This window comes from Pseudomonas sp. B1(2018) (genome assembly GCF_003097365.1).
In the GTDB taxonomy this organism is placed as follows: Bacteria; Pseudomonadota; Gammaproteobacteria; order Pseudomonadales; family Pseudomonadaceae; genus Aquipseudomonas; species Aquipseudomonas laurylsulfatiphila.
In genome coordinates this window covers 39,080-61,652 of the sequence record NZ_PYUK01000023.1, presented here as the reverse complement: position 1 = coordinate 61,652, position 22,573 = coordinate 39,080, and the positions used below count along the sequence as shown (strand labels likewise).

At 61.3% G+C, this 22,573-nt stretch carries 15 protein-coding genes and 1 other RNA gene; 10 read left to right on the top strand and 6 right to left on the bottom strand.

The annotated features are described in order from the left end of the window. The first annotated feature begins 220 nt into the window (after positions 1 to 220). Positions 221 to 565: a YggL family protein gene (locus C9422_RS27545; RefSeq protein ID WP_007971486.1), complete on the top strand. Its 345-nt coding sequence runs from the start codon at positions 221 to 223 to the stop codon at positions 563 to 565. A 132-nt stretch (positions 566 to 697) separates the two neighbouring features. On the opposite strand, the gene C9422_RS27540 is transcribed toward C9422_RS27545, so the two are convergent. Further along, positions 698 to 1,888, bottom strand: a complete 1,191-nt coding sequence (locus C9422_RS27540) for a benzoate/H(+) symporter BenE family transporter (RefSeq protein ID WP_116582862.1) — start codon at positions 1,886 to 1,888, stop codon at positions 698 to 700. Positions 1,889 to 2,208: 320 nt separating this feature from the next. Between C9422_RS27540 and C9422_RS27535 the strand changes: the two genes are divergently transcribed. Then, positions 2,209 to 2,973: a GntR family transcriptional regulator gene (locus tag C9422_RS27535; RefSeq protein ID WP_008050187.1), complete on the top strand. Its 765-nt coding sequence runs from the start codon at positions 2,209 to 2,211 to the stop codon at positions 2,971 to 2,973. A 143-nt stretch (positions 2,974 to 3,116) separates the two neighbouring features. Here C9422_RS27535 and guaD read toward each other — a convergent pair whose 3' ends face one another. From guaD to xdhA, 4 genes are all read right to left on the bottom strand, one after another. Next, complete coding sequence (gene guaD / locus C9422_RS27530) at positions 3,117 to 4,421, bottom strand: guanine deaminase (RefSeq protein WP_116582861.1); 1,305 nt, start codon at positions 4,419 to 4,421, stop codon at positions 3,117 to 3,119. 7 nt (positions 4,422 to 4,428) lie between these two features. Next, positions 4,429 to 5,286: a xanthine dehydrogenase accessory protein XdhC gene (gene xdhC / locus C9422_RS27525; RefSeq protein ID WP_007971477.1), complete on the bottom strand. Its 858-nt coding sequence runs from the start codon at positions 5,284 to 5,286 to the stop codon at positions 4,429 to 4,431. Positions 5,287 to 5,428: 142 nt separating this feature from the next. Beyond that, positions 5,429 to 7,828 (bottom strand): xanthine dehydrogenase molybdopterin binding subunit, encoded by a 2,400-nt coding sequence (gene xdhB / locus C9422_RS27520; protein ID WP_116582860.1) that lies wholly within the window; start codon positions 7,826 to 7,828, stop codon positions 5,429 to 5,431. Next, the gene (gene xdhA / locus C9422_RS27515) at positions 7,821 to 9,275 is read right to left on the bottom strand and encodes a xanthine dehydrogenase small subunit (RefSeq protein WP_116582859.1); all 1,455 of its coding nucleotides are present in this window, start codon (positions 9,273 to 9,275) and stop codon (positions 7,821 to 7,823) included. The genes xdhB and xdhA overlap by 8 nt, the downstream gene beginning before the upstream one ends. Positions 9,276 to 9,542: 267 nt before the next feature. Here xdhA and C9422_RS27510 point away from each other — a divergent pair, with 267 nt between their 5' ends. The 6 genes from C9422_RS27510 (at position 9,543) to ffs (ending at position 18,836) form a co-directional block, all read left to right on the top strand. Continuing rightward, a complete protein-coding gene (locus tag C9422_RS27510; protein WP_015096020.1) occupies positions 9,543 to 10,202 on the top strand; it encodes a GntR family transcriptional regulator in 660 nt (219 codons plus the stop codon). 2 nt (positions 10,203 to 10,204) lie between these two features. After that, positions 10,205 to 13,693 carry a chromosome segregation protein SMC gene (smc, locus tag C9422_RS27505; RefSeq protein WP_116582858.1) on the top strand — a complete coding sequence of 1,163 codons (3,489 nt, stop codon included), beginning with the start codon at positions 10,205 to 10,207 and terminating at the stop codon, positions 13,691 to 13,693. A gap of 277 nt (positions 13,694 to 13,970) precedes the next feature. After that, positions 13,971 to 14,825, top strand: a complete 855-nt coding sequence (zipA, locus tag C9422_RS27500; RefSeq protein WP_007971469.1) for a cell division protein ZipA — start codon at positions 13,971 to 13,973, stop codon at positions 14,823 to 14,825. Between the two features lie 129 nt (positions 14,826 to 14,954). Continuing rightward, positions 14,955 to 17,312: an NAD-dependent DNA ligase LigA gene (gene ligA, locus C9422_RS27495; RefSeq protein WP_116582857.1), complete on the top strand. Its 2,358-nt coding sequence runs from the start codon at positions 14,955 to 14,957 to the stop codon at positions 17,310 to 17,312. A 149-nt stretch (positions 17,313 to 17,461) separates the two neighbouring features. Beyond that, positions 17,462 to 18,628, top strand: a complete 1,167-nt coding sequence (locus tag C9422_RS27490; RefSeq protein WP_116582856.1) for a putative zinc-binding metallopeptidase — start codon at positions 17,462 to 17,464, stop codon at positions 18,626 to 18,628. Positions 18,629 to 18,739: 111 nt separating this feature from the next. Further along, positions 18,740 to 18,836: signal recognition particle sRNA small type (gene ffs / locus C9422_RS27485), an RNA gene on the top strand. Between the two features lie 60 nt (positions 18,837 to 18,896). On the opposite strand, the gene C9422_RS27480 is transcribed toward ffs, so the two are convergent. Further along, the gene (locus tag C9422_RS27480) at positions 18,897 to 19,694 is read right to left on the bottom strand and encodes an ABC transporter substrate-binding protein (protein WP_116582855.1); all 798 of its coding nucleotides are present in this window, start codon (positions 19,692 to 19,694) and stop codon (positions 18,897 to 18,899) included. Positions 19,695 to 19,817: 123 nt separating this feature from the next. Between C9422_RS27480 and dnaX the strand changes: the two genes are divergently transcribed. Beyond that, a complete protein-coding gene (dnaX, locus tag C9422_RS27475; RefSeq protein ID WP_116582854.1) occupies positions 19,818 to 21,899 on the top strand; it encodes a DNA polymerase III subunit gamma/tau in 2,082 nt (693 codons plus the stop codon). A gap of 68 nt (positions 21,900 to 21,967) precedes the next feature. Then, a complete protein-coding gene (locus C9422_RS27470) occupies positions 21,968 to 22,306 on the top strand; it encodes a YbaB/EbfC family nucleoid-associated protein (protein ID WP_007971455.1) in 339 nt (112 codons plus the stop codon). Positions 22,307 to 22,573: the final 267 nt, after the last annotated feature.

Sequence of the window (22,573 nt, the reverse complement as noted above, 5' to 3'; positions counted from 1 at the left end):
TACAGCCGAGGGGAAAAAAGATGAGGGCATGAAGATAAATTCCCTCAATGGTCATGAAAGTGTCGGCATTATGCCCCAAGGTGTCACGGCTTGTGCCGTGCGAGGGCTGTCTGATCGGCTATTTTTTTACCGACGGTAGGCGTGGTGGCCCAGAGAGTCAGGCAATCGGCGGCTTAAACTGCTAAAGTGCCGCCCGTTATTACTTAAGAGGATTGTTCCAATGGCGACTAACCGTTCCCAGCGTCTGCGCAAAAAACTGTGCGTCGATGAATTTCAAGAGCTGGGTTTCGAACTGAACCTGGATTTCAAAGAAGATTTGGCTGATGAAGCCATTGATGCTTTCCTCGATGCGTTCCTCAAAGAAGCCATGGAAGCCAACGGCCTGGGTTATGTTGGCGGCGACGACTACGGTCTGGTTTGCCTGCAGAAGCGTGGCTCGGTCAGCGCTGAACAGCGCGCTGCCGTTGAAGCCTGGCTCAAAGGCCGCACCGAGCTGACCAGCGTTGAAGTCAGCCCGCTGCTGGACGTCTGGTACCCGGAAAAGCCGATCAATCCGGTAGCTTGATGTTCTGAAAAAAAACGGCGACCCAAGGGTCGCCGTTTTTTTTGCGACGATCAAAAGATCGCAGCCTTCGGCAGCTCCTACGGGGCGGTTTAACCCAGTAGGAGCTGCCGAAGGCTGCGATCTTTTGCTTTTTCAGGCCTTGCGCCAATTCAGAATCAGCAGCGTCACCACCCCCGCGACAATCCCCCAGAACGCCGAACCGATGGAAAACAGCGTCAGCCCCGATGCCGTGACCATGAAAGTGATGAGCGCCGCTTCACGCTCCTTCACTTCGCTCATGGCGATGCTCAGGCCGTTGATGATCGAGCCGAACAGCGCCAGCGCGGCAATCGACAGCACCAGCTCCTTGGGCAGTGCGGCAAACAATGCCGCGAGTGTCGCGCCGAACACGCCGGCGATCCCGTAGAAAATCCCGCACCAGACGGCGGCGGTGTAGCGTTTGTTGCGATCTTCATGGGCGTGCGGACCGGTGCAGATCGCCGCGCTGATCGCCGCCAGGTTGATCCCGTGTGAGCCGAAGGGGGCCAGCAGCAAACTGGCGATGCCGGTGGTGGTGATCAGCGGCGAGGCTGGCACGGTGTAGCCATCGGCGCGCAATACGGCGATGCCGGGCATGTTCTGTGAGGTCATGGCGACGACAAACAGCGGGATGCCGATGCTGATGGTCGCGGCCAGGGAGAACTGCGGTGTGGTCCAGACCGGCGTGGCGACCTCCAGGTGGAAACCGCTGAAGTCCAGCAGCCCCATGAAGCCTGACAATGCCGTGCCGATCAGCAAGGCTGCCAGCACCGCATAGCGCGGCGACAGGCGCTTGACCAGCAGATAAGTGACGAACATCCCCAGTACCAGGGCCGTGCGGTGTTGCGCGGCGACGAAAATCTCGCTGCCGATCTTGAACAGGATCCCTGCCAGCAGGGCGGCGGCCAGGGAGGCCGGGATTTTTTTCACCAGCCGTTCGAAACTGCCGGTCAGCCCGCAAATCGTCACCAGCACCGCGCAGGTCATATAGGCACCAATGGCTTCGCCGTAGCTCACGCCGCCCAGGCTGGTGATCAGCAGCGCGGCACCGGGGGTCGACCAGGCAATGGTGATCGGCGTGCGATAACGCAGGGACAGGCCAATGGAGCACACCGCCATGCCGATGGAGATCGCCCAGATCCACGAAGAAATCTGCCCGCTGCTCAGGCCCGCCGCTTGCCCGGCCTGGAACATCAGCACCAGGGAGCTGGTGTAGCCGGTCATCATGGCGATGAACCCGGCGACGATGGCCGAGGGCGAGGTGTCGGCCAGTGGGCGGATTTGCGTGTGGGTGGCGTCGTTCATGACGGGGCCTTCTACTCATGAAGATGTGCCCTGTAGGAGCTGCCGAAGGCTGCGATCTTTTGATCTTGAAAAATCAAAAGATCGCAGCCTCCGGCAGCTCCTACAGGAATCGTGTTTAGGCAGCGGAATCTGCGTTAAAGCCTAAACTCAAAAGTAATCAGGTGTTGCGATACAGCCGAGGCAACATTCAGCCGTACAGTCGTGTTGCCACCATCCATTGTGTACAATCGCAGTGTTTTTTACGCGATACTTGCCAGCGACCCACTGTGCCGTATTACAGTCACGGTCAATTCGCCGCAGTTCTTCCGACTCGAGTGCCCATGAACGAACAGTTGCAACCCCTAAAGAAACAACCGCGAGCAGGCAAAGCCGGCCGCAGCGGTACCCAGGACGATATTGTCTACGCGCATATCTTCGAGGCCATCCTCGAGCAGCGCCTGGCGCCCGGTACCAAGTTGAGCGAAGAAGCGCTGGGGGAAATTTTCGGGGTCAGCCGCACCATCATTCGCCGCGCCCTGTCGCGCCTGGCCCATGAAGGTGTGGTGTTGTTGCGTCCGAATCGCGGCGCCGTGGTTGCCAGCCCGAGTGTCGAAGAGGCGCGCCAGGTGTTCATGGCCCGGCGTCTGGTCGAGCGCGCGATCACCGAGCTGGCGGTGCAGCACGCCACTGCCGAGCAGATCGCCGAATTGCGCCAGATGGTCAACGACGAGCGCGACAGCTTCTCCCGTGGCGACCGTGGTGCCGGCATCCGCCTGTCGGGCGAATTCCACCTGAAACTGGCTGAAGCGGCGAAAAACGCCCCGTTGATCAGCTTCCAGCGCAGCCTGGTGTCCCAGACGTCGCTGATCATCGCCCAGTACGAAAGCGGCAACCGCTCCCACTGTTCCTACGACGAGCACACCCAGTTGATCGACGCCATCGAGAAGCGCGATGCTGAACTGGCGGTGAACCTGATGATGCATCACATGGATCACATCGACAGCAAGCTCAATCTCGACGAGGAAAGTGCGTCGGATGACCTGCATGCGGTGTTCTCGCATTTGCTGCAGACCAAGAAGCCGGGTCGATCGACCGCGAAACTCTGATAGAAAAAGATCGCAGCCTTCGGCAGCTCCTACAAGGGCATGCGTACACCTGTAGGAGCTGCCGAAGGCTGCGATCTTTTTGCAGGCAATAAAAATCCCCCGGGGCTGAAAAGCAACGGGGGATTTTTTATGCCCGAAGAAATTTACCGCTGATGCACCAGGTTCCCCGCCGCATAGGTCTGCAGCACAGTCCGGTCATCCCCCAGCGTCATCAATACAAACAATGTCTCGGCGATGTTATTGGCCTGCTTCAGGCGATAGCCCAGCAGCGGCGTGGCGTTGTAGTCCAGCACCAGGAAGTCGGCGTCGGTGCCCGGTTGCAGGGTGCCGATTTTGTCTTCCAGGCGCAGCGCACGGGCGCCGCCGAGGGTGGCCAGGTACAGCGACTTGAACGGGCTCAGGCGCGCACCCTGCAGCTGCATCACCTTGTAGGCTTCGTTAAGGGTTTGCAGCAGCGAGAAACTGGTGCCGCCGCCGACATCGGTGCCGATGCCGACATTGAGCTTGTGCTTCTCGGCCATCGGCAGGTTGAACAGGCCGCTGCCGAGGAAGAAGTTCGAGGTCGGGCAGAACGAGATGGCCGAACCGGTTTCTGCCAGGCGCGCGCACTCGTCATCGCACAGGTGCACGCCGTGGGCGAACACCGAGCGCTCGCCGAGCAACTGGTAGTGGTCGTAGACGTCCAGGTAGCCCTTGCGCTCGGGGAACAGCGCCTTGACCCACTCGATTTCCTTGAGGTTTTCGCTGATGTGGGTCTGCATGTACAGATCCGGGTATTCGGTCAGCAACTGGCCGGCCAGGGTCAGCTGTTCCGGGGTGCTGGTCGGTGCGAAGCGTGGGGTGACCGCGTAGTGCAGGCGACCCTTGCCGTGCCAGCGCTCGATCAGCGCCTTGCTGTCGACGTAGCTGGATTCGGCGGTGTCGGTCAGGTAGTCCGGGGCGTTGCGGTCCATCATCACCTTGCCGGCGATCATCCGCAGGTCGAGCTGTTGGGCCGCTTCGAAGAACGAGTTCACCGATTGCGGGTGCACGCTGCCGAACACCAGTGCGGTGGTGGTGCCGTTGCGCAGCAGTTCCTTGATGAAAATGTCCGCGACCTGGTCGGCGTGGTCCTTGTCGGCGAACTGGCTTTCGCACGGGAAGGTGTAGGTGTTGAGCCAGTCCAGCAATTGCTCGCCATAGGCGCCGACCATGCCGGTTTGCGGCAGGTGGATGTGGGTGTCGATGAAGCCGGGGGTGATCAGCGCATCCTGATAGTGGGTGATTTCGATATCCGCCGGCAGGGTCGGCAGCAATTCGCTGGCGTGGCCCAGGGCGCTGATCTGGCCGTTATCCACAACCAGCAAGCCGTCTTCGAAATACTCGTAGGAGGCTTCGATACCGACTTCGGCAGGGTCGGCGATGCTGTGCAGGATGGCGGCGCGGTAAGCTTTGCGAGTCAGAGGCATGAGATTCTCAGTTCGAGGCTTTCAAGTTTGCGGTTTGGCTGCGGCGTGACGCGGGCAGCAGTTTGGCAATCGGTTCGGCGCTGGAGGTCTGCTGGCCGAAGTTCGCGTTATAGGTGGCGATGATTTCGCCGGCGATGGAGATGGCGATTTCCACAGGCAACTTGCCTTTGACTTCGCCGATGCCCATCGGGCAGCGCATGCGTTGCACGACGCTGTTGTCGAAACCGCGGTCGCGCAGGCGATGTTCGAACTTCACGCGTTTGGTCTTCGAACCGATCAGGCCGAAGTAGGCGAAGTCGTTGCGCTTGAGGATCGCGGCGGTCAATTCGAGGTCGAGCTGGTGGTTGTGGGTCATCACGATGCAATAGCTGCCGGCGGGCAGGTCATCGATTTCATCCACCGGCTCTTCGCTGACGATCTTGCGCACGCCGTGGGGGATCTGCTCGGGGAATTCCTCTTCCCGCGAATCGATCCAGCGTACCCGGCAAGGCAGGCTGGCCAGCAGCGGCACCAGGGCGCGACCGACGTGGCCGGCACCGAACACGGCGATCTGCGCCTGCACCTGGCCCATCGGTTCGAACAACAGAACGGTGGCACCGCCGCAGCACTGGCCAAGGCTGGCGCCGAGGCTGAAACGCTCCAGATGGGTGTCCTGCTTTCCGCTGGCCAGCATCTCGCGGGCGATCTTCATGGCCTTGTATTCCAGATGCCCGCCACCGATGGTGTCGAAGGCCTGGTTCGCGCTGATGACCATCTTCGAGCCAGCGTTGCGCGGCGTGGAGCCGAGCTCTTCGATGATGGTTACCAGCACGCAGGGTTCACCCCGGTTTTGCAGGTCGGCGAGGGCGTCGATCCAGTTGTACATGTTTCACCTCAACATCTCTGTTGTCAGTTCGGGCCTCATCGCTGGCAAGCCAGCTCCCACAGGATTTGAGTTGAATCCAAACTCTGTGGACACCACAAAACACTGTGGGAGCTGGCTTGCCAGCGATGGCCGCACCTCGGTCTTAGAGCGAAGCCAACTCGGTCTCCGCCTCGACAGCCTTCGCCGCCTTCAACTGGCGCATCTGCTCACAGCCCCACAACACCCGCTCCGGGGTCGCCGGTGCGTCGATTTTCGGTTGATGCCTGTAATCGCCCAGGCTCGCCACGGCGTCCTTGATCGCACACCACGAAGCGATGCCGAGCATGAACGGCGGCTCGCCCACGGCCTTGGAATGGAACACCGTGTCTTCCGGGTTCTTGCGGTTTTCCACCAGCTTCACCCGCAGGTCCAGCGGCATGTCCGCCACGGCCGGGATCTTGTAGCTGGCCGGGCCGTTGGTCATCAGCTTGCCCTTGTTGTTCCACACCAGCTCTTCCATGGTCAGCCAGCCCATGCCCTGGATGAAACCGCCCTCGACCTGACCGATGTCGATGGCCGGGTTCAGCGAGGCGCCGACGTCGTGGAGGATGTCGGTGCGCAGCATCTTGTATTCGCCGGTCAGGGTGTCGACCAGCACTTCGCAGCACGCCGCGCCAAAGGCGAAGTAGTAGAACGGCCGGCCACGGGCCTGGCTGCGGTCGTAGTAGATTTTCGGGGTCTTGTAGAACCCGGTGCTCGACAGCGAGACCTGGGCGAAGTACGCCTGCTGGATCAACGCTTCGAACGTCAGGATGTGATCGCGGACCCGCACGTGGCCGTTGTGGAACTCCACGTCTTCTTCGCTGACCTTGTACTGCCGCGCGGCAAATTCCACCAGGCGCTTCTTGATGGTTTCGGCGGCGTTCTGCGCAGCCTTGCCGTTCAGGTCGGCACCGCTGGACGCGGCGGTCGGCGAAGTGTTCGGCACCTTGTCGGTGTTGGTCGCGGTGATCTGTACGCGGTCCATTTCCACCTGGAACACTTCGGCCACGACCTGCGCGACCTTGGTGTTCAGGCCCTGGCCCATTTCGGTGCCGCCGTGGTTCAGGTGGATGCTGCCGTCGGTGTAGACGTGCACCAGGGCACCGGCCTGGTTGAGGAAGCTGGCGGTGAAGGAAATACCGAATTTCACCGGGGTCAGCGCCAGGCCTTTTTTCAGGATCGGGCTGTTGGCGTTGTAGCGACGGATCGCCTCGCGACGCTCGGCGTACTGGCTGCTTTCTTCCAGTTCGGCGGTCATCTCCTCGAGCATGTTGTGCTCGACGGTCTGGTAGTAGTGAGTGACGTTGCGCTCGGTCTTGCCGTAGTAGTTGGCCTTGCGCACGGCCAAAGGATCGAGGGCCAGATGGCGGGAGATGGCGTCCATCACTTCTTCGATGGCGACCATGCCTTGCGGGCCGCCGAAACCACGGTAGGCAGTGTTCGACGCGGTGTTGGTCTTGCAGCGGTGACCGTTGATGGTCGCGTCGCCCAGGTAATACGAGTTGTCCGAGTGGAACATCGCGCGGTCGACGATCGACGCCGAGAGGTCAGGCGAGCAACCGCAGTTGCCGGCCAGTTCCAGGTTGATGCCGTGCAGGCGACCGGTGCTGTCGAAGCCGACGTCGTACTCGACATAGAAGGGGTGACGCTTGCCGGTCATCAGCATGTCTTCGACCCTTGGCAGACGCATCTTGGTCGGCTGGCCGGTGAGGTGCGCGATCACCGCGCACAGGCACGCGGGGCTCGCCGCCTGGGTTTCCTTGCCGCCGAAACCACCGCCCATGCGGCGCATGTCGACGACGATCTTGTTCATCGACACGTCCAGTACTTCGGCCACCAGCTTCTGCACTTCGGTGGGGTTCTGCGTGGAGCAGTAGACGATCATGCCGCCGTCTTCGGTCGGCATCACCGAAGAAATCTGGGTTTCCAGGTAGAAGTGCTCCTGGCCGCCGATGTGCAGGGTGCCCTGGATGCGGTGCTCGGCAGTGGCCAGCGCCGTGGCCGAATCGCCGCGCTTGTGGGTGTGGCTGTCGAGTACGAAGTGGCGCTTGCGCAGGGCTTCGACCACGTCCAGCACAGGCTCAAGGTCCTCGTATTCGATGATCGCAGCCATGGCCGCCTTGCGCGCGGTTTCCAGGTCTTTCGCCGCCACGGCGATCACTGGTTGACCGACGAACTGCACGGTGTCGATCGCCAGCAGCGGATCGCCCGGCAGCAACGGACCGATGTCCTTCAGGCCCGGCACGTCTTCGTGGGTAATGGCGATGCGCACGCCTTCGAAGGCGTAGCAGGGCGAGGTGTCGATGCTGATGATGCGGGCATGGGCACGGTCGGACATGCGCGCGTAAACGTGCAACTGGTTCGGGAATTCCAGGCGATCGTCGATGTACTGCGCTTCACCGGCCACATGCTTGGCGGCGCTGTCGTGCTTGACGCTGCGGCCGACACCGGTGGTCAGGTCCTTGGCGAACAGTTCAGCCAATTCGGCTTGGGTCTTCTCTACGGCGTGATGATTAGACATAAGCGGTCACCCGGGTCTCGATGTGCGGCGTTTGCAGTTCGATGAAGTATTTGCGCAGCAGGTTCTGCGCGCTGAGCAGGCGATATTCCTTGCTGGCGCGGAAGTCCGAGAGCGGCGTGAAGTCTTCGCCCAGGGCCGCGCAGGCGCGTTCAACGGTGGCGTTATTGAATGGCGAGCCGAGCAGCGCGGCTTCGCAGGCGGCAGCACGTTTCGGGATGGCGGCCATGCCGCCGAAGGCGACGCGGGCTTCAGCGACCACGCCGTTTTCCAGGCGAATGTTGAAGGCCGCGCAAACTGCCGAGATGTCATCGTCCAGGCGCTTGGAGACCTTGTAGGCGCGGAACAGTTTTTCGACGCTGGCGCGGGGCACGATGATCTTTTCGATGAACTCGCTTTCCTGGCGCGCCGTGACGCGGTAATCGATGAAGTAATCTTCCAGCGCCAGGGTGCGGCGGGTTTCGCCTTTGCACAGGACGATTTGCGCGCCGAGGGCGATCAGCAGGGGCGGCGAATCGCCAATCGGCGAGGCGTTGCCGATGTTGCCGCCGAGGGTGCCCTGGTTGCGGATCTGCAGGGACGCGAAGCGGTGCAGCAACTCACCGAAGTCCGGGTACTCGGCGTTCAGGGCTTCGTAGCAATCGGAAAGGGCGGTGGCGGCGCCGATTTCCAGACGATCGTCAAAGCGCTCGATGCGTTTCATCTCGGCAACGTTGCCGACGTAGATCATCACCGGCAGTGTACGGTGGAACTGCGTGACTTCCAGCGCCAGGTCGGTGCCGCCGGCCAGCAGGCGGGCCTGTGGATAAGCGTCGTAGAGGTCGGCCAGGTCGGCCACGGTCAGTGGCACCAGGCAGCGTTTGTCGCCGCTGTTGAGTTCGCCGATATCGGTCGGGGCAATGGCTTTCAGGCGCGCGATGGTGTCGGCCTCGCGGGCGTCGAACTGGTCCGGCTGCTTGCCGCAGCAGGACTGCTCGGCGGCTTCCAGGATCGGCCGGTAACCGGTACAGCGACAGAGATTGCCGGCCAGTGCTTCGTGGGCCTTGGCATGATCCGGTGCATCGCTGTTCTTTTGCAGGGCAAACAGCGACATCACGAAGCCGGGGGTGCAGAAGCCGCATTGCGAGCCGTGGCACTCGACCATGGCTTTTTGCACGCTGTGCAGTTCACCCTTGTGCTTGAGGTCTTCAACGCTGATCAGTTGTTTGCCGTGCAGGGACGAGACGAAGGTCAGGCACGAGTTGAGGCTGCGATAGCGAATGTGTTCGCGGCCGTCGTCATCGGTCTGCAATTCGCCGACGACCACGGTGCAGGCGCCGCAGTCACCGCTGGCGCAGCCTTCTTTGGTGCCGGGTTTGCCCACATGGTCGCGCAGATAATTGAGCACGGTCAGGTTCGGGTCCAGGGCGTGCTCGCTACGGAGTTCCTGGTTTAGTAAAAACTGGATCACGGAAGGCCTCGCAGACTCATTATTGTTGTTAACCGATAGGAACCGAATTTAGCAGGTCTGACTTTTCGGTCAATGATTTTCTGACTTAAAGGTCAGGAAATTGCATTTTGTCGATCAACCCCTTGTTCCTTAATTATTGTCGTTGGTTCGATAGCCTGCTTTTTTGCTTGAATCGTGCCAAAAACCTCCGGGCGGGCACTCCGCCCTGACGCAGCAATTGCGCTACACTGCGCCGCTTGTACAGATCAAAGAGTTTGAAGGACAACCATGACGTTCAAGGCGCCGGACAGCCTCGCCGAGCAAATCGCTCACCACCTCGCCGAACGCATCATTCGCGGCGAAATGAAGCCCGGGGAGCGCATCCAGGAACAGAAGGTCACGCTGGCCCTCAATGTCAGCCGCGGTTCGGTCCGCGAGGCCTTGCTGATCCTCGAGCGTCGCCACCTGATCGCGATCCTGCCGCGACGTGGCGCCCACGTCACCGAGCTCACGCCGCACAAGGTGCAGAGCCTGTGCACGCTGATGAGCGAGATGTACATCCTGCTGGCCAACGCCGTGGCCAGCGGCTGGAAAGTCCAGGCCGACCTGGCGCCGTTCGTGCAGATCCAGCAGCGCCTGACTGCCAGCTACGAGCGCCAGGACATCCACACCTTCGTCGACGACAGTTTCAATGTGATGCGCGCCACCTACGGGTTTGCCAACAACCCGTACCTGCAGGAAACCGTCGAGAATCTGCAGCCGGCCATGAGCCGTGCCTATTTCCTTGCCCTGGATCAGCGCAAGGCGTCGATGAGCGAATACCTGGAACTGTTCGAACGCCTGCTCGCGGCCGTGATCGCCCGTGACTTTGCGCAGATCCGCACCGTGCTGACCGCGTATGGCCAGCGCAGTTGCGATCTGGTGATCTCCGCCCTGACGGACGCCTGAGCGTGCGGCTCAAGTGCATCAAACTGGCGGGGTTCAAATCCTTCGTCGACCCGACCACGGTGAACTTCCCCAGCAACATGGCGGCGGTGGTCGGGCCCAATGGCTGCGGCAAATCGAACATCATCGACGCCGTTCGCTGGGTAATGGGTGAGAGTTCGGCGAAGAACCTCCGTGGCGAGTCGATGACCGACGTCATCTTCAACGGCTCCACCAGCCGCAAGCCGGTGAGCCAGGCGAGCATCGAACTGGTGTTCGATAACTCCGACGGCACCCTGCTCGGCGAATACGCCGCCTACGCGGAAATCTCCATTCGCCGCAAAGTGACGCGCGACAGCCAGACCACCTATTACCTCAACGGCACCAAGTGCCGGCGTCGTGACATCACCGACATCTTCCTCGGCACCGGCCTTGGCCCGCGCAGCTACTCGATCATCGAGCAGGGGATGATCTCCAAGCTGATCGAGTCCAAGCCCGAAGACCTGCGCAACTTCATCGAAGAAGCGGCGGGCATCTCCAAGTACAAGGAGCGCCGGCGCGAGACCGAAAACCGCATCCGTCGTACCCACGAGAACCTGGAGCGCCTGACCGACCTGCGTGAAGAGTTGACGCGTCAGCTCGAGCGCTTGCATCGCCAGGCCGAGGCCGCCAAGAAGTACCAGGAATACAAGGGCGAGGAGCGTCAACTCAAGGCGCAACTGTCGGCCCTGCGCTGGCAGGCGTTGAACGATCAGGTCGGCCAGCGTGAAGCGATCATCGGCAACCAGGAGGTTTCCTTCGAAGCCCTGGTGGCAGAGCAGCGCAATGCCGACGCGAGCATCGAGCGCCTGCGTGACGGGCACCACGACCTGTCGGAACGCTTCAATCTGGTGCAAGGGCGCTTCTACTCGGTCGGCGGTGACATTGCCCGGATCGAGCAGAGCATCCAGCATGGCCAGCAACGCTTGCGGCAATTGCAGGACGACCTCAAGGAAGCCGAGCGCGCACGCCTGGAAACCGAATCCCACCTCGGTCATGACCGCACGCTGCTGCTGACCCTGGGCGAAGAGCTGGACATGCTGACCCCGGAACAGGAAGTCACCAGCGCCGCCGCCGAAGAGGCCGCCGCCGCGCTGGAAGAGTCCGAAACCACCATGCATGGCTGGCAGGAGCAGTGGGACACGTTCAACCTCACCGCCGCCGAACCACGCCGTCAGGCCGAAGTGCAGCAATCGCGGATCCAGCAGCTGGAAACCAGCCTGGAGCGCCTGGCCGATCGCCAGAAGCGTCTGGGCGAAGAGCGTGCCTTGCTTTCGGCGGACCCGGAAGACGCGGCGATCATGGAGCTCAGCGAGCAGCTCGCCGAGTCCGAGGCGACCCTCGAAGATTTGCAGACCAGTGAAGAGGCCCAGGTCGAAAAGCTCGAGCAACTGCGCCAGCAATTACAGCAAACGCTGACGGCGCAACAACAGGCCCAGGGCGATTTGCAGCGGCTCAACGGTCGACTGGCTTCGCTCGAAGCTTTGCAGCAGGCCGCGCTCGATCCGGGCACCGGCACCGCTGAATGGCTGCGCGAACAGAACCTGGCGAATCGCCCGCGCCTGGCCGAAGGCCTGAAGGTCGAGGCCGGTTGGGAGCTGGCGGTGGAAACCGTGCTCGGCGCCGACCTGCAGGCGGTGCTGGTGGACGATTTCAACGATTTCGATTTGTCGGGCTTTAGCCAGGGCGACTTGCGCTTGCTCAGCCCGGCCGGCGATGGCGTACGGGTGCCGGGCAGCCTGCTGGACAAGGTCGAGGCGCAGATCGATCTGTCGCCATGGCTGGGGCAGGTCAAGCCGGTCGACAGCCTTGAGCAGGCCTTGGCCTTGCGGGGGCAATTGGCTGCCGGGCAGAGCCTGATCAGCCGTGACGGTTACTGGGTCGGCCGGCATTTTCTGCGCGTGCGTCGGGCCAGTGAGGCGGAAAGCGGCGTGCTCGCCCGGGGTCAGGAAATCCAGCAATTGGGCCTTGAGCGCGAAGAGCGCGAAGCCGCTGTCGAAACCCTGGAAACCCAACTGCAGAATCTCAGGGCGCAACAGCGTCAACAGGAAAACGGCCGCGAGCATTTGCGCCGCTTGCTGCAAGACGAAGCCCGCCAGCAAGGTGAATTGAAAGCCCAGTTGTCGGCCGGAAAAGCCAAGGCCGAGCAATTGACCCTGCGCCGCACTCGCCTCGACGAAGAACTCACCGAGCTGGATGAGCAGCGCGCGCTGGAGCACGAACACATCGGTGAAGCGCGCCTGCAATTACAGGAAGCCCTCGATAGCATGGCGCTGGACACCGAGCAGCGCGAACTGTTGCTGGCCCAGCGCGACAGTTTGCGCGAGCGCCTGGATCGGGTGCGGCAGGAAGCGCGGCAACACAAGGATCATGCCCATCAGTTGGCGGTGCGTCTGGGTTCGCTCAAGGCGCAGCACGATTCGACTCGCCAGGCGCTGGAGCGTCTGGAGATGCAGTCCGAGCGCCTGACCGAAAAGCGCGAACAACTGAGCCTCAATCTGGAGGAGGGCGAAGCACCACTGGAAGAGCTGCGCCTGAAACTCGAGGAGTTGCTCGACAAGCGCATGACCGTCGACGAAGAACTCAAGACTGCGCAGATCGCCCTCGAAGACGCCGACCGCGAACTGCGCGATGCCGAGAAGCGCCGCAGCCAGGCCGAACAGCAATCCCAATTGATTCGCAGCCAGCTCGAAACCCAGCGCATGGAATGGCAAGCCCTGACCGTGCGCCGCAAGACATTGCAGGACCAGTTGCTGGAAGACGGCTACGATCTCCACGGCGTACTCGCGACATTGACCGCTGAGGCCAGCGAGAAGGAGGCCGAGGAAGAACTCGAGCGCATCGCTGCGCGAATTCAGCGTCTGGGTGCGATCAACCTGGCGGCCATTGATGAGTACCAGCAACAATCGGAGCGTAAACGGTATCTGGATGCCCAGGACGCCGATCTGGTGGAAGCGCTTGAAACCCTTGAGAACGTGATTCGCAAGATCGACAAGGAAACCCGCAACCGCTTCAAGGATACCTTTGATCAGATCAATGGCGGTTTACAGGCGCTTTTCCCAAAAGTTTTCGGTGGAGGCCGCGCGTATTTGGAACTGACGGGCGAAGATCTACTCGATACAGGGGTGACAATCATGGCGCAGCCGCCTGGAAAGAAGAACAGCACCATCCATTTGCTCTCCGGTGGCGAAAAAGCCCTGACCGCATTGGCCCTGGTTTTTGCGATCTTCAAGTTGAATCCGGCGCCGTTCTGCATGCTCGATGAAGTTGACGCGCCACTGGATGACGCTAACGTTGGACGCTACGCAAAATTGGTTAAAGAGATGTCGCAGTCAGTGCAGTTCATCTATATCACCCACAACAAGATCGCCATGGAAATGGCCGATCAACTGATGGGGGTGACGATGCACGAACCCGGTTGTTCACGTCTGGTGGCAGTGGATGTCGAGGAGGCGATGGCGATGGTGGACGCCTAGCGGCGAGCATCAAGCTTGAAGCTTGAAGCTTTAAGCTTGAGCTGTGCGGGCTATATGCCGCTCTACTGGTGGAATGAAGATGGCAAATCGACATAATTTGCGCAGCGATTTTGGTAGACGGTGTAAAGTTGCCTTTGGTCGTGCTAGTTTAATGTCAATTTTTCGTATACGTGGGCAAAACGCCTGTCAGAACATAGAGTTGGCGCCACGTTTTAAAGCGGTTTACAGGTTGTAAACCCCTTATTTTTCAGCATTTTTTATAGAGGCACGGGATTACATGGAAATCGGTCTGCGCGAGTGGCTGATCGTCATCGGCATTATTGTCATTGCCGGTATTCTTTTTGATGGCTGGCGCCGTATGCGCGGCGGCAAGGGAAAACTGAAATTCCGCCTTGACCGAAGTCTGTCCAACCTGCCGGACGAGGACAGCAGCGCCGAGCTGCTGGGCCCGCCGCGCGTGCTGGACACGCATAAAGAGCCGCAACTGGACGAGCAGGACCTGCCGTCGGTGAGCATGCCGGCCCGCGAGCCTCGTGAATCTGGCTCCAAGCGCGGCAAGCGTGGCCACAGCGAGCCTTCCCAGGGCGACATGAACCTCAGCCTGGATCTGGATGGCGGCCCGAGCTTCAGCAGCCGCGACGACGATTTCCCGGATGACACCAAGTCCTCGCCAGCGCACAGCGAAAAAGATCAGCCGCAAGCTGAAGAAGTGCTGGTGATCAGCGTGATCTGCCGCGACGCTGCCGGCTTCAAAGGGCCGGCGCTGTTGCAGAACATTCTGGAAAGCGGCCTGCGTTTTGGCGAGATGGATATTTTCCACCGTCACGAAAGCATGGCGGGCAACGGCGAGGTGCTGTTCTCCATGGCCAACGCCGTCAAGCCGGGCGTATTCGACCTGGACGACATCGACCACTTCAGCACCCCGGCGGTGAGCTTCTTCCTGGGCCTGCCAGGCCCTCGCCATCCGAAGCAAGCCTTCGACGTGATGGTGGCCGCGGCGCGTAAGTTGTCCCAGGAGCTCAACGGCGAACTGAAGGACGATCAGCGCAGCGTACTGACTGCCCAGACGATCGAGCACTACCGTCAGCGCATCGTCGAATTCGAACGCCGCGCCCTGACCCAGAAGCGATAAAGGCAAAAGATCGCAGCCTCGCTTCGCTCTGTAGGAGCTGTCGAGTGAAACGAGGCTGCGATCTCTTGATCTTAATGAGATGAAATAGGAGCAGCCTCGGCTGCTCTTTTGCTTTACGAGAGAACACCCATGACCGCCGCCAAGAACCGTATTTTAGAGCTGCGCGCTGAGCTGGATCAGCATAACTATCGCTATCACGTGCTCGACGAGCCGAGCATTCCGGACGCCGAATACGACCGCTTGTTCAACGAGCTCAAGGCGCTGGAAGCGGCCAATCCCGAGTTGATCACCAGCGACTCGCCCACCCAGCGAGTGGGCAGCGCGGCGCTGTCGGCGTTTACCCAGGTGCGTCACGAAGTGCCGATGCTCAGCCTCGGCAACGCCTTCGAAGAAACCGACATGCGTGAGTTCGACCGCCGGGTGACTGAGGGGCTGGATTTGCCGGCGGCCGACCTGTTCGGTGGCGGCGCAACAGTCGAATACAGCTGCGAGCCCAAGCTCGACGGCCTGGCTGTCAGCCTGTTGTACCAGGATGGCGTGCTGGTGCGCGGCGCCACCCGCGGCGACGGTACGACCGGTGAAGACATCAGCGTCAATGTACGCACCGTGCGCAACATTCCGCTCAAGCTGCACGGTACTGGCTGGCCGGCCACCCTGGAAGTGCGCGGCGAAGTGTTCATGTCCAAGGCCGGTTTCGAACGGCTCAACGCCACGCAACTGGAAGTCGGCGGCAAGACTTTCGCCAACCCGCGCAACGCAGCGGCGGGCAGTTTGCGCCAGCTGGATTCGAAGATCACCGCCAATCGTCCACTGGAATTCTGCTGCTACGGCATCGGCCAGGTGTCGGCGGATATTGCCGATACGCATATCGGCAATTTGCAGCAACTCAAGGCCTGGGGCATGCCGATCAGCCACGAGCTGAAACTGGCTCAGGGTATCGCCGAGTGCCTGGACTACTACCGCGACATCGGTGAGCGGCGCAACGCGCTGCCCTATGAAATCGACGGCGTGGTGTTCAAGGTCAACAGCATCGCCTCCCAGCGCGAACTGGGTTTTCGCGCCCGTGAGCCGCGTTGGGCCATCGCCCACAAATTCCCGGCGATGGAAGAACTCACCGAACTGCTCGATGTGGAATTCCAGGTCGGCCGCACCGGTGCGGTGACGCCAGTGGCGCGTCTGAAACCGGTCAAGGTCGCAGGCGTCACCGTGGCCAACGCCACGCTGCACAACATGGATGAAGTGGCACGCCTGGGCCTGATGATCGGCGACACGGTGATCATTCGCCGCGCCGGTGACGTGATTCCGCAAGTGGTGCAGGTGGTCATGGAGCGTCGTCCGGAAAACGCCCGGCCGGTGCAGATCCCGGAGAAATGCCCGGTGTGTGGCTCCCATGTCGAGCGCACGCAACTGATCAAGCGCAGCAAGGGCCGCGAGACGGTCAGCGAAGGCGCGGTGTACCGCTGCGTCGGTCGCCTGGCCTGTGGCGCGCAACTCAAGCAGGCCATCATTCACTTCGTCTCCCGTCGAGCCATGGACATCGAAGGCCTGGGCGAGAAAAGCGTCGAGCAACTGGTCGACGAAGGCCTGGTGAGTTCGCCGGCCGATCTGTACGCCCTGACGTTCGAGCAGATCGTCGATCTGGAAGGCTTTGCCGAACTGTCGAGCAAGAACCTGCTCGGCGCCATCGAAGACAGCAAGAAGCCGGGGTTGGCACGGTTCATCTACGCCCTCGGGATTCCCGATGTCGGCGAAGAGACGGCCAAGGTGCTGGCCCGCTCCCTGGGGTCGCTGGAGCGGGTGCAGCAGGCCTTGCCGCAGGTGTTGACGTACTTGCCGGATGTCGGGCTCGAAGTCGCGCACGAGATCCACAGCTTCTTTGAAGACGCACATAACCAGCAGGTGATCGCTGATTTGCTCAGGCATGGCCTGCAGATTCAGGACCAGGGCGAGTTGGCTGCCGAGTTTGCCGCGAGTACGACATTGGGCGGTTTCCTCGACAAGCTGCATATTCCATCGGTCGGTCCGGGCGGGGCGCAGAAACTGGCGGACAAGTTCGGCTCGCTGCAGGCGGTGATCGGTGCTGACTGGCTGGACATGCGTCAGGCTCTGCCGGAGAAGCAGGCCAATTCGGTGCGAGAATTTTTTGCACTCGAAGAGAATCGCCAATTGGCCGAAGCGGCCGAGAAGCAACTGGTCGAATTCGGCATGCACTGGCAGAGCGAGAAAAAGGTTGTCGAAGGCCTGCCGCTGGCCGGGCAGACCTGGGTGCTGACCGGCTCGCTGGAGCTGATGAGCCGCGATGTGGCCAAGGACAAACTCGAAAGCCTGGGGGCCAAGGTTGCCGGCTCCGTTTCTGCCAAGACCCATTGCGTGGTTGCAGGGCCCGGTGCCGGTTCGAAGTTGACCAAGGCCAATGAGCTGGGGTTGAAGGTGCTGGATGAAGAGGCGTTTGTGGTATTCCTGAAAGAGCACGGCGTCCCGATCTGAGTAAAAGATCGCAGCCTTCGGCAGCTCCTACACCGATCTCTGTAGGAGCTGCCGAAGGCTGCGATCTTTTTACAGGCACCTCAATTCCAACTGGAACGATCCAGGCACAAGAATGATCTAGTCTCTGCAAGCCCCAGGGAGAGATCACCATGCACCCGTTCTTCGAACAGCTCAGTTCGCGCATCGCCGCACCGTTCATGGGCGAAAGCCCGCGCAACAGCAAGGTGTGGCCGTGTCGTTGCGGGCAGTCGCTGTTTTTCCGCAACAGCCAGTGCCTGGCGTGTTCAGCGGCCCTCGGCTATCAACCTGAGCAAAGCCGCTTATCTTCCCTGCAACCGGGCGAGCGCCCCGACATCTGGTGGCTCGACGCCGATCCGCAGGCGGGCGCGTTCCGCCGCTGCGCCAACCTCGACTCACCGGCTGCGTGCAACTGGCTGCTTGCGGCCAATGACCACGAAACCTTGTGCATGGCCTGTAGCTTGAATCGCACGATTCCCGACCTGTCGATCACCGACAACCACGAGCGCTGGCGCAAGGTGGAAACCGCCAAGCGGCGTCTGGTCGCGCAACTGGTCAGCCTGGGGTTGCAGGTGATTCCCAGGGCAGTCGATGAGGAGACCGGCCTTGCCTTCGATTTCATCGGCGTCGACCTTGAAGGCAAGCCGCCGACCACGGGCCACGCCAACGGCCTGATCACCCTCGATATCAAGGAGGCCGACGACGCGCACCGCGAGCAGGTGAGGGTGCAAATGCACGAACCCTATCGCACCTTGCTCGGGCATTTTCGTCACGAAGTCGGGCATTACTACTGGGACCGATTGATCGCCCATAGCCATTGGCTTGAGCCTTTTCGCGGCTTGTTCGGCGATGAACGCGCGAGCTACGCCGATGCCCTCGAACGCCATTATCAGCAAGGCGCGCCGCTCGACTGGCAGCAGCACTGCGTCAGCGCCTACGCGACCATGCATCCGTGGGAAGACTGGGCGGAAACCTGGGCGCACTACCTGCACATGATGGACGCCGTGGACACCGCGCTGGGGTTTGGCATGAGCGCCCGGGAAATGGACTTCGACTATCAGCCGTTTCCACCCCAAACCCTCTACGATCCGCAGCATCCCGGCGGCGCGGCTTTCCTGTCGTTCGTCAACGCCTGGATCGAACTGGCCGGCATGCTCAACGAGCTGTCACGCAGCATGGGGCAGCCGGATTTCTACCCCTTCGTCCTGCCGCCTGCTGTCGTTGCCAAGCTGCACTTCATTCATCTGGTGATTCAGCAGGCGGGCGGCAGGGCGGATGCAGTGCTTGAGGCGCAATAGCAAGTGCTTGAAGCCCCTCATGTTTTTATTCCGAAACCAACGGTTGTAACTTCGCCTCAGATAGGTACAATGGCGCGGCTCGCCGACAGGTGAGCGTCGTTATGGTGACCCTATCGGTCCCCCCGCAACGATCAGCCGTGAACCCGGTCAGGCCTGGAAGGGAGCAGCCGCAGCGGTGACATTGTGTGCCGGGGTGTGGCTGGTAGGGTTACCACCTTAACGCCACGCGAGTGTTCTCTCGCATTATTTTCTTGAATACAGACTTTCGCTAGCTGCCAGGATCTTCTCCGGGGCGGTTTTTCGTCGTTTGCGCTTTATCCACAGCCGCAGGCTCGCCCCCGATATACAGCCGAACAATTTCATCGATCTCCCCGGACATCTTCATCCGCGCCAGGGTGCGCAGAATGCTCTGCACCGGGACCTGTGGGTCGTTGCGAACGTAGCAGCCGAGACTGTTTTCCTGCAGCACCGCCACGCTTTGCAGTTGCTGCTCCGGCAGCAGGCGGTGATTGAACCAGTCCAGGCTCCATTGATTGCTGACGGCATAACGATTGCGGCCGGCCAGGAGCTTTTCCAGCACTTGTTCCTGATTGCGTGCGTCGTCGCGCTGCAGTTGGCCGCTGTCGAACAGCGGCTGCAGGGTCGGGTAGCTGTAGCCCAGCACGGTGCCAATGGGCTGTTGTGGCAAGTCGGCGGGTTTGACTGCGTCGGGCAGCGCATGCCGGGTGATCAACACGTCAGGTTGAGTGAAGAGCGGGATGCTCCAGAGATATTCGTCAGGTTGCTCGGGCAGCCACGATTGCGCGGCATAACAGCGGACATCGACCTCGCCTTGCTCCATGGCGCCTTGTATGCGCCTGCGGGGCAATACGTGGAATTCGGCCGGTACGCCGACCTGGGTCGCGAGGCTGAGCATCATGTCATACAGGATGCCCTGGGTCGGTTTGCCCCGCTCAAGCTGCACCATGGGCATGCTCCAGCTGTCGGTTATCACGAAGCGCAGCGGTGCTGGCGCCGCCGCGCCGTCCAGGCTGATCAACAGCAATGCCCCCAAGGCCAGCCGCATAAACACTCCATTAAATGCCCCCGATGTGCAGCTTAGCCACAATACACGAGCGCACCGGATGCAATTTGTGCCTTGCTCCGCTAGCATTAGCCGCTTCTGCTTCCTTCGCTGCGACGGTTTTCGATGAGTTATCAGGTTCTTGCACGTAAATGGCGTCCGCGCTCGTTCCGCGAAATGGTCGGCCAGACCCATGTGCTCAAGGCTCTGATCAATGCCTTGGACAGCCAGCGGCTGCACCACGCCTACCTCTTCACCGGTACCCGTGGGGTCGGCAAGACCACCATCGCGCGGATCATTGCCAAATGCCTTAACTGTGAGACAGGTATCACTTCGTCCCCCTGTGGCGAGTGTTCGGTGTGTCGCGAAATCGACGAAGGCCGCTTTGTCGACCTGATCGAGATCGACGCCGCGAGCCGCACCAAGGTCGAAGATACCCGCGAATTGCTCGACAACGTGCAGTACGCCCCGAGCCGCGGGCGCTTCAAGGTCTATCTGATCGACGAAGTGCACATGCTCTCCAGCCATTCCTTCAACGCGCTGCTCAAAACCCTCGAGGAGCCGCCACCCTACGTCAAGTTCATCCTGGCGACCACTGATCCGCAGAAACTTCCGGCAACGATTCTGTCGCGGTGCCTGCAGTTCTCCCTGAAGAACATGACGCCGGAACGGGTTGTCGAGCACTTGACCCACGTGCTGGGTGTCGAGAACGTGCCGTTCGAGGACGATGCGCTGTGGTTGCTGGGCCGTGCTGCCGACGGTTCGATGCGTGATGCCATGAGCCTGACCGACCAGGCGATTGCCTTCGGTGAAGGCAAGGTCATGGCCGCCGATGTGCGAGCGATGCTCGGGACCCTCGATCACGGGCAGGTCTACGACGTCCTGCATGCGCTGATCGAAGGCGATGCCAAGGCGTTGCTCGAAGCCGTCCGCCACCTGGCCGAACAAGGCCCGGACTGGAATGGCGTGCTCTCGGAGATTCTCAATGTGCTGCACCGCGTTGCCATTGCCCAGGCCTTGCCGGAAGGTGTCGATAACGGTCACGGCGACCGCGATCGCGTGCTGGCACTGGCCCAGGCCTTGCCGGCCGAAGACGTGCAGTTCTACTACCAGATGGGCCTGATCGGCCGCCGCGACTTGCCGCTGGCGCCGGATCCCCGGGGCGGTTTTGAAATGGTGTTGCTGCGGATGCTGGCGTTCCGGCCCGCAGACACCGCGGATGCCCCGAGGCAACCGCTAAAGCCAGTGGGGATCAGCCAGGCCACAGTTGATTCCGCAAACTCAGTGGCTGCCGCGCAGGTCGTTGCGCCGGTAGCCGCTGCGGCCGTTGCACCGAAAGTGGCTGCGCCAGTGGCGGCGCCTGCGCCAGCACCGGAACCGGTGGCGCCGGTCGTTGTGCCGGAAGCTGCGCCTGTGCCTGAGGTTGAAGCGGCCGTGGTCGAAGAGGTGGTCGACCTGCCGTGGAATGACCCGGTCGCGCCAGCCCCGGTTCAGCAACCGGCGGTGGAGCCGGTGCTGGAAACCGCCAGCGAACAACCCGAATTACCGCCGATGCCGCTACCGACGCCGGACAGCGTGGTGCCGGACGCCCCGGAGTGGGCTGCGGCGCCAATCCCGGAGCCTTCGGTGGCCGAGGTCGATGCCGCAACGCCGGGCATGGACCTGGATGACGAGCCGCCGCTGGACGAGGATTACATCGAGCCGGACATGGATTCGGCCTACAGTTACCTCGACGAACTGGCCAGCGAGCATGCCGCCGACCCGGCGCCGGAGCCCGAGCCTGAGCCCGCGGCAATGCCGGCCACCGGCCTGGCCCTGCAATGGCTGGAGCTGTTCCCGAAATTGCCGATTTCCGGCATGACCGGCAGCATCGCCGCCAACTGCACGCTGATCGCGGTGGATGGCGACAATTGGCTGATGCACCTGGACCCGGCCCACAGTGCCTTGTTCAACGCCACTCAGCAGCGTCGCCTCAACGATGCGCTGAACCAGTATCACCAGCGCACGCTGACCCTGAGCATCGAGCTGATCAAGCCCGAGCAGGAAACCCCGGCACAAGCGGCTTCGCGCCGCCGCGCCAACCGTCAGCGCGAGGCGGAGGAATCGATCCACGGCGATCCGTTCATCCAGCAAATGATGCAGCAGTTCGGTGCGGTGGTCCGTAACGATACTATTGAACCTGTCGACGCCCTGGTCACTCAGGGCTAATAACTGAAGGTGCTCGGCTACATTCCGCCGGGCGCTGTTTTGATCCAAGTACTTTTGAGGTGATTACCATGATGAAAGGTGGCATGGCCGGCCTGATGAAGCAGGCGCAGCAGATGCAGGAAAAAATGGCCAAGATGCAGGAAGAACTGGCCAACGCCGAAGTCACCGGTAAGGCTGGTGGCGATATGGTCACCGTGGTGATGACCGGGCGTCATGACGTCAAGAGCGTGACCATCGACCCGAGCCTGGTCGAAGGCATGAGCGAAGACGACAAGGAAATGCTGGAAGCGGTCATCGCCTCCGCGGTCAACGATGCCGTGCGCAAGATCGAAGCCAACAGCCAGGACAAGATGGGCAGCATGACTGCCGGCATGCAACTGCCGCCGGGCATGAAACTGCCATTCTGATTCGCCTTCAGGCGGCAGATGAGCTACAAAAAATGCCAGGCATTGCGCCTGGCATTTTTGTTTCTGGCTGTTGGGTATGTGTCGTCCGTGATGGCGCCTTCGCGAGCAAGCCCGCTCTCACAGGTGGGCGTCGTACACAAATCCAGTGTGGGAGCGGGCTTGCTCGCGAAAAATTCACCCCGATCCAACTGAAAACACATCGAACGCCATACCGCCACAAAGGTCTGCTCCCTATATCACCCAACCCCATCGATCCCAGGAGACGCT

Coding starts and splice junctions, on each gene's coding strand:
- C9422_RS27480 (WP_116582855.1), bottom strand. CDS start 19,694: ATGCGGCTGGCCTTGGGGGCATTGCTGTTGATCAGCCTGGACGGCGCG.
- C9422_RS27510 (WP_015096020.1), top strand. CDS start 9,543: ATGACGTTCAAGGCGCCGGACAGCCTCGCCGAGCAAATCGCTCACCAC.
- dnaX (WP_116582854.1), top strand. CDS start 19,818: ATGAGTTATCAGGTTCTTGCACGTAAATGGCGTCCGCGCTCGTTCCGC.
- C9422_RS27545 (WP_007971486.1), top strand. CDS start 221: ATGGCGACTAACCGTTCCCAGCGTCTGCGCAAAAAACTGTGCGTCGAT.
- guaD (WP_116582861.1), bottom strand. CDS start 4,421: ATGCCTCTGACTCGCAAAGCTTACCGCGCCGCCATCCTGCACAGCATC.
- xdhC (WP_007971477.1), bottom strand. CDS start 5,286: ATGTACAACTGGATCGACGCCCTCGCCGACCTGCAAAACCGGGGTGAA.
- ligA (WP_116582857.1), top strand. CDS start 14,955: ATGACCGCCGCCAAGAACCGTATTTTAGAGCTGCGCGCTGAGCTGGAT.
- C9422_RS27540 (WP_116582862.1), bottom strand. CDS start 1,888: ATGAACGACGCCACCCACACGCAAATCCGCCCACTGGCCGACACCTCG.
- C9422_RS27535 (WP_008050187.1), top strand. CDS start 2,209: ATGAACGAACAGTTGCAACCCCTAAAGAAACAACCGCGAGCAGGCAAA.
- zipA (WP_007971469.1), top strand. CDS start 13,971: ATGGAAATCGGTCTGCGCGAGTGGCTGATCGTCATCGGCATTATTGTC.
- C9422_RS27490 (WP_116582856.1), top strand. CDS start 17,462: ATGCACCCGTTCTTCGAACAGCTCAGTTCGCGCATCGCCGCACCGTTC.
- C9422_RS27470 (WP_007971455.1), top strand. CDS start 21,968: ATGATGAAAGGTGGCATGGCCGGCCTGATGAAGCAGGCGCAGCAGATG.
- xdhB (WP_116582860.1), bottom strand. CDS start 7,828: ATGTCTAATCATCACGCCGTAGAGAAGACCCAAGCCGAATTGGCTGAA.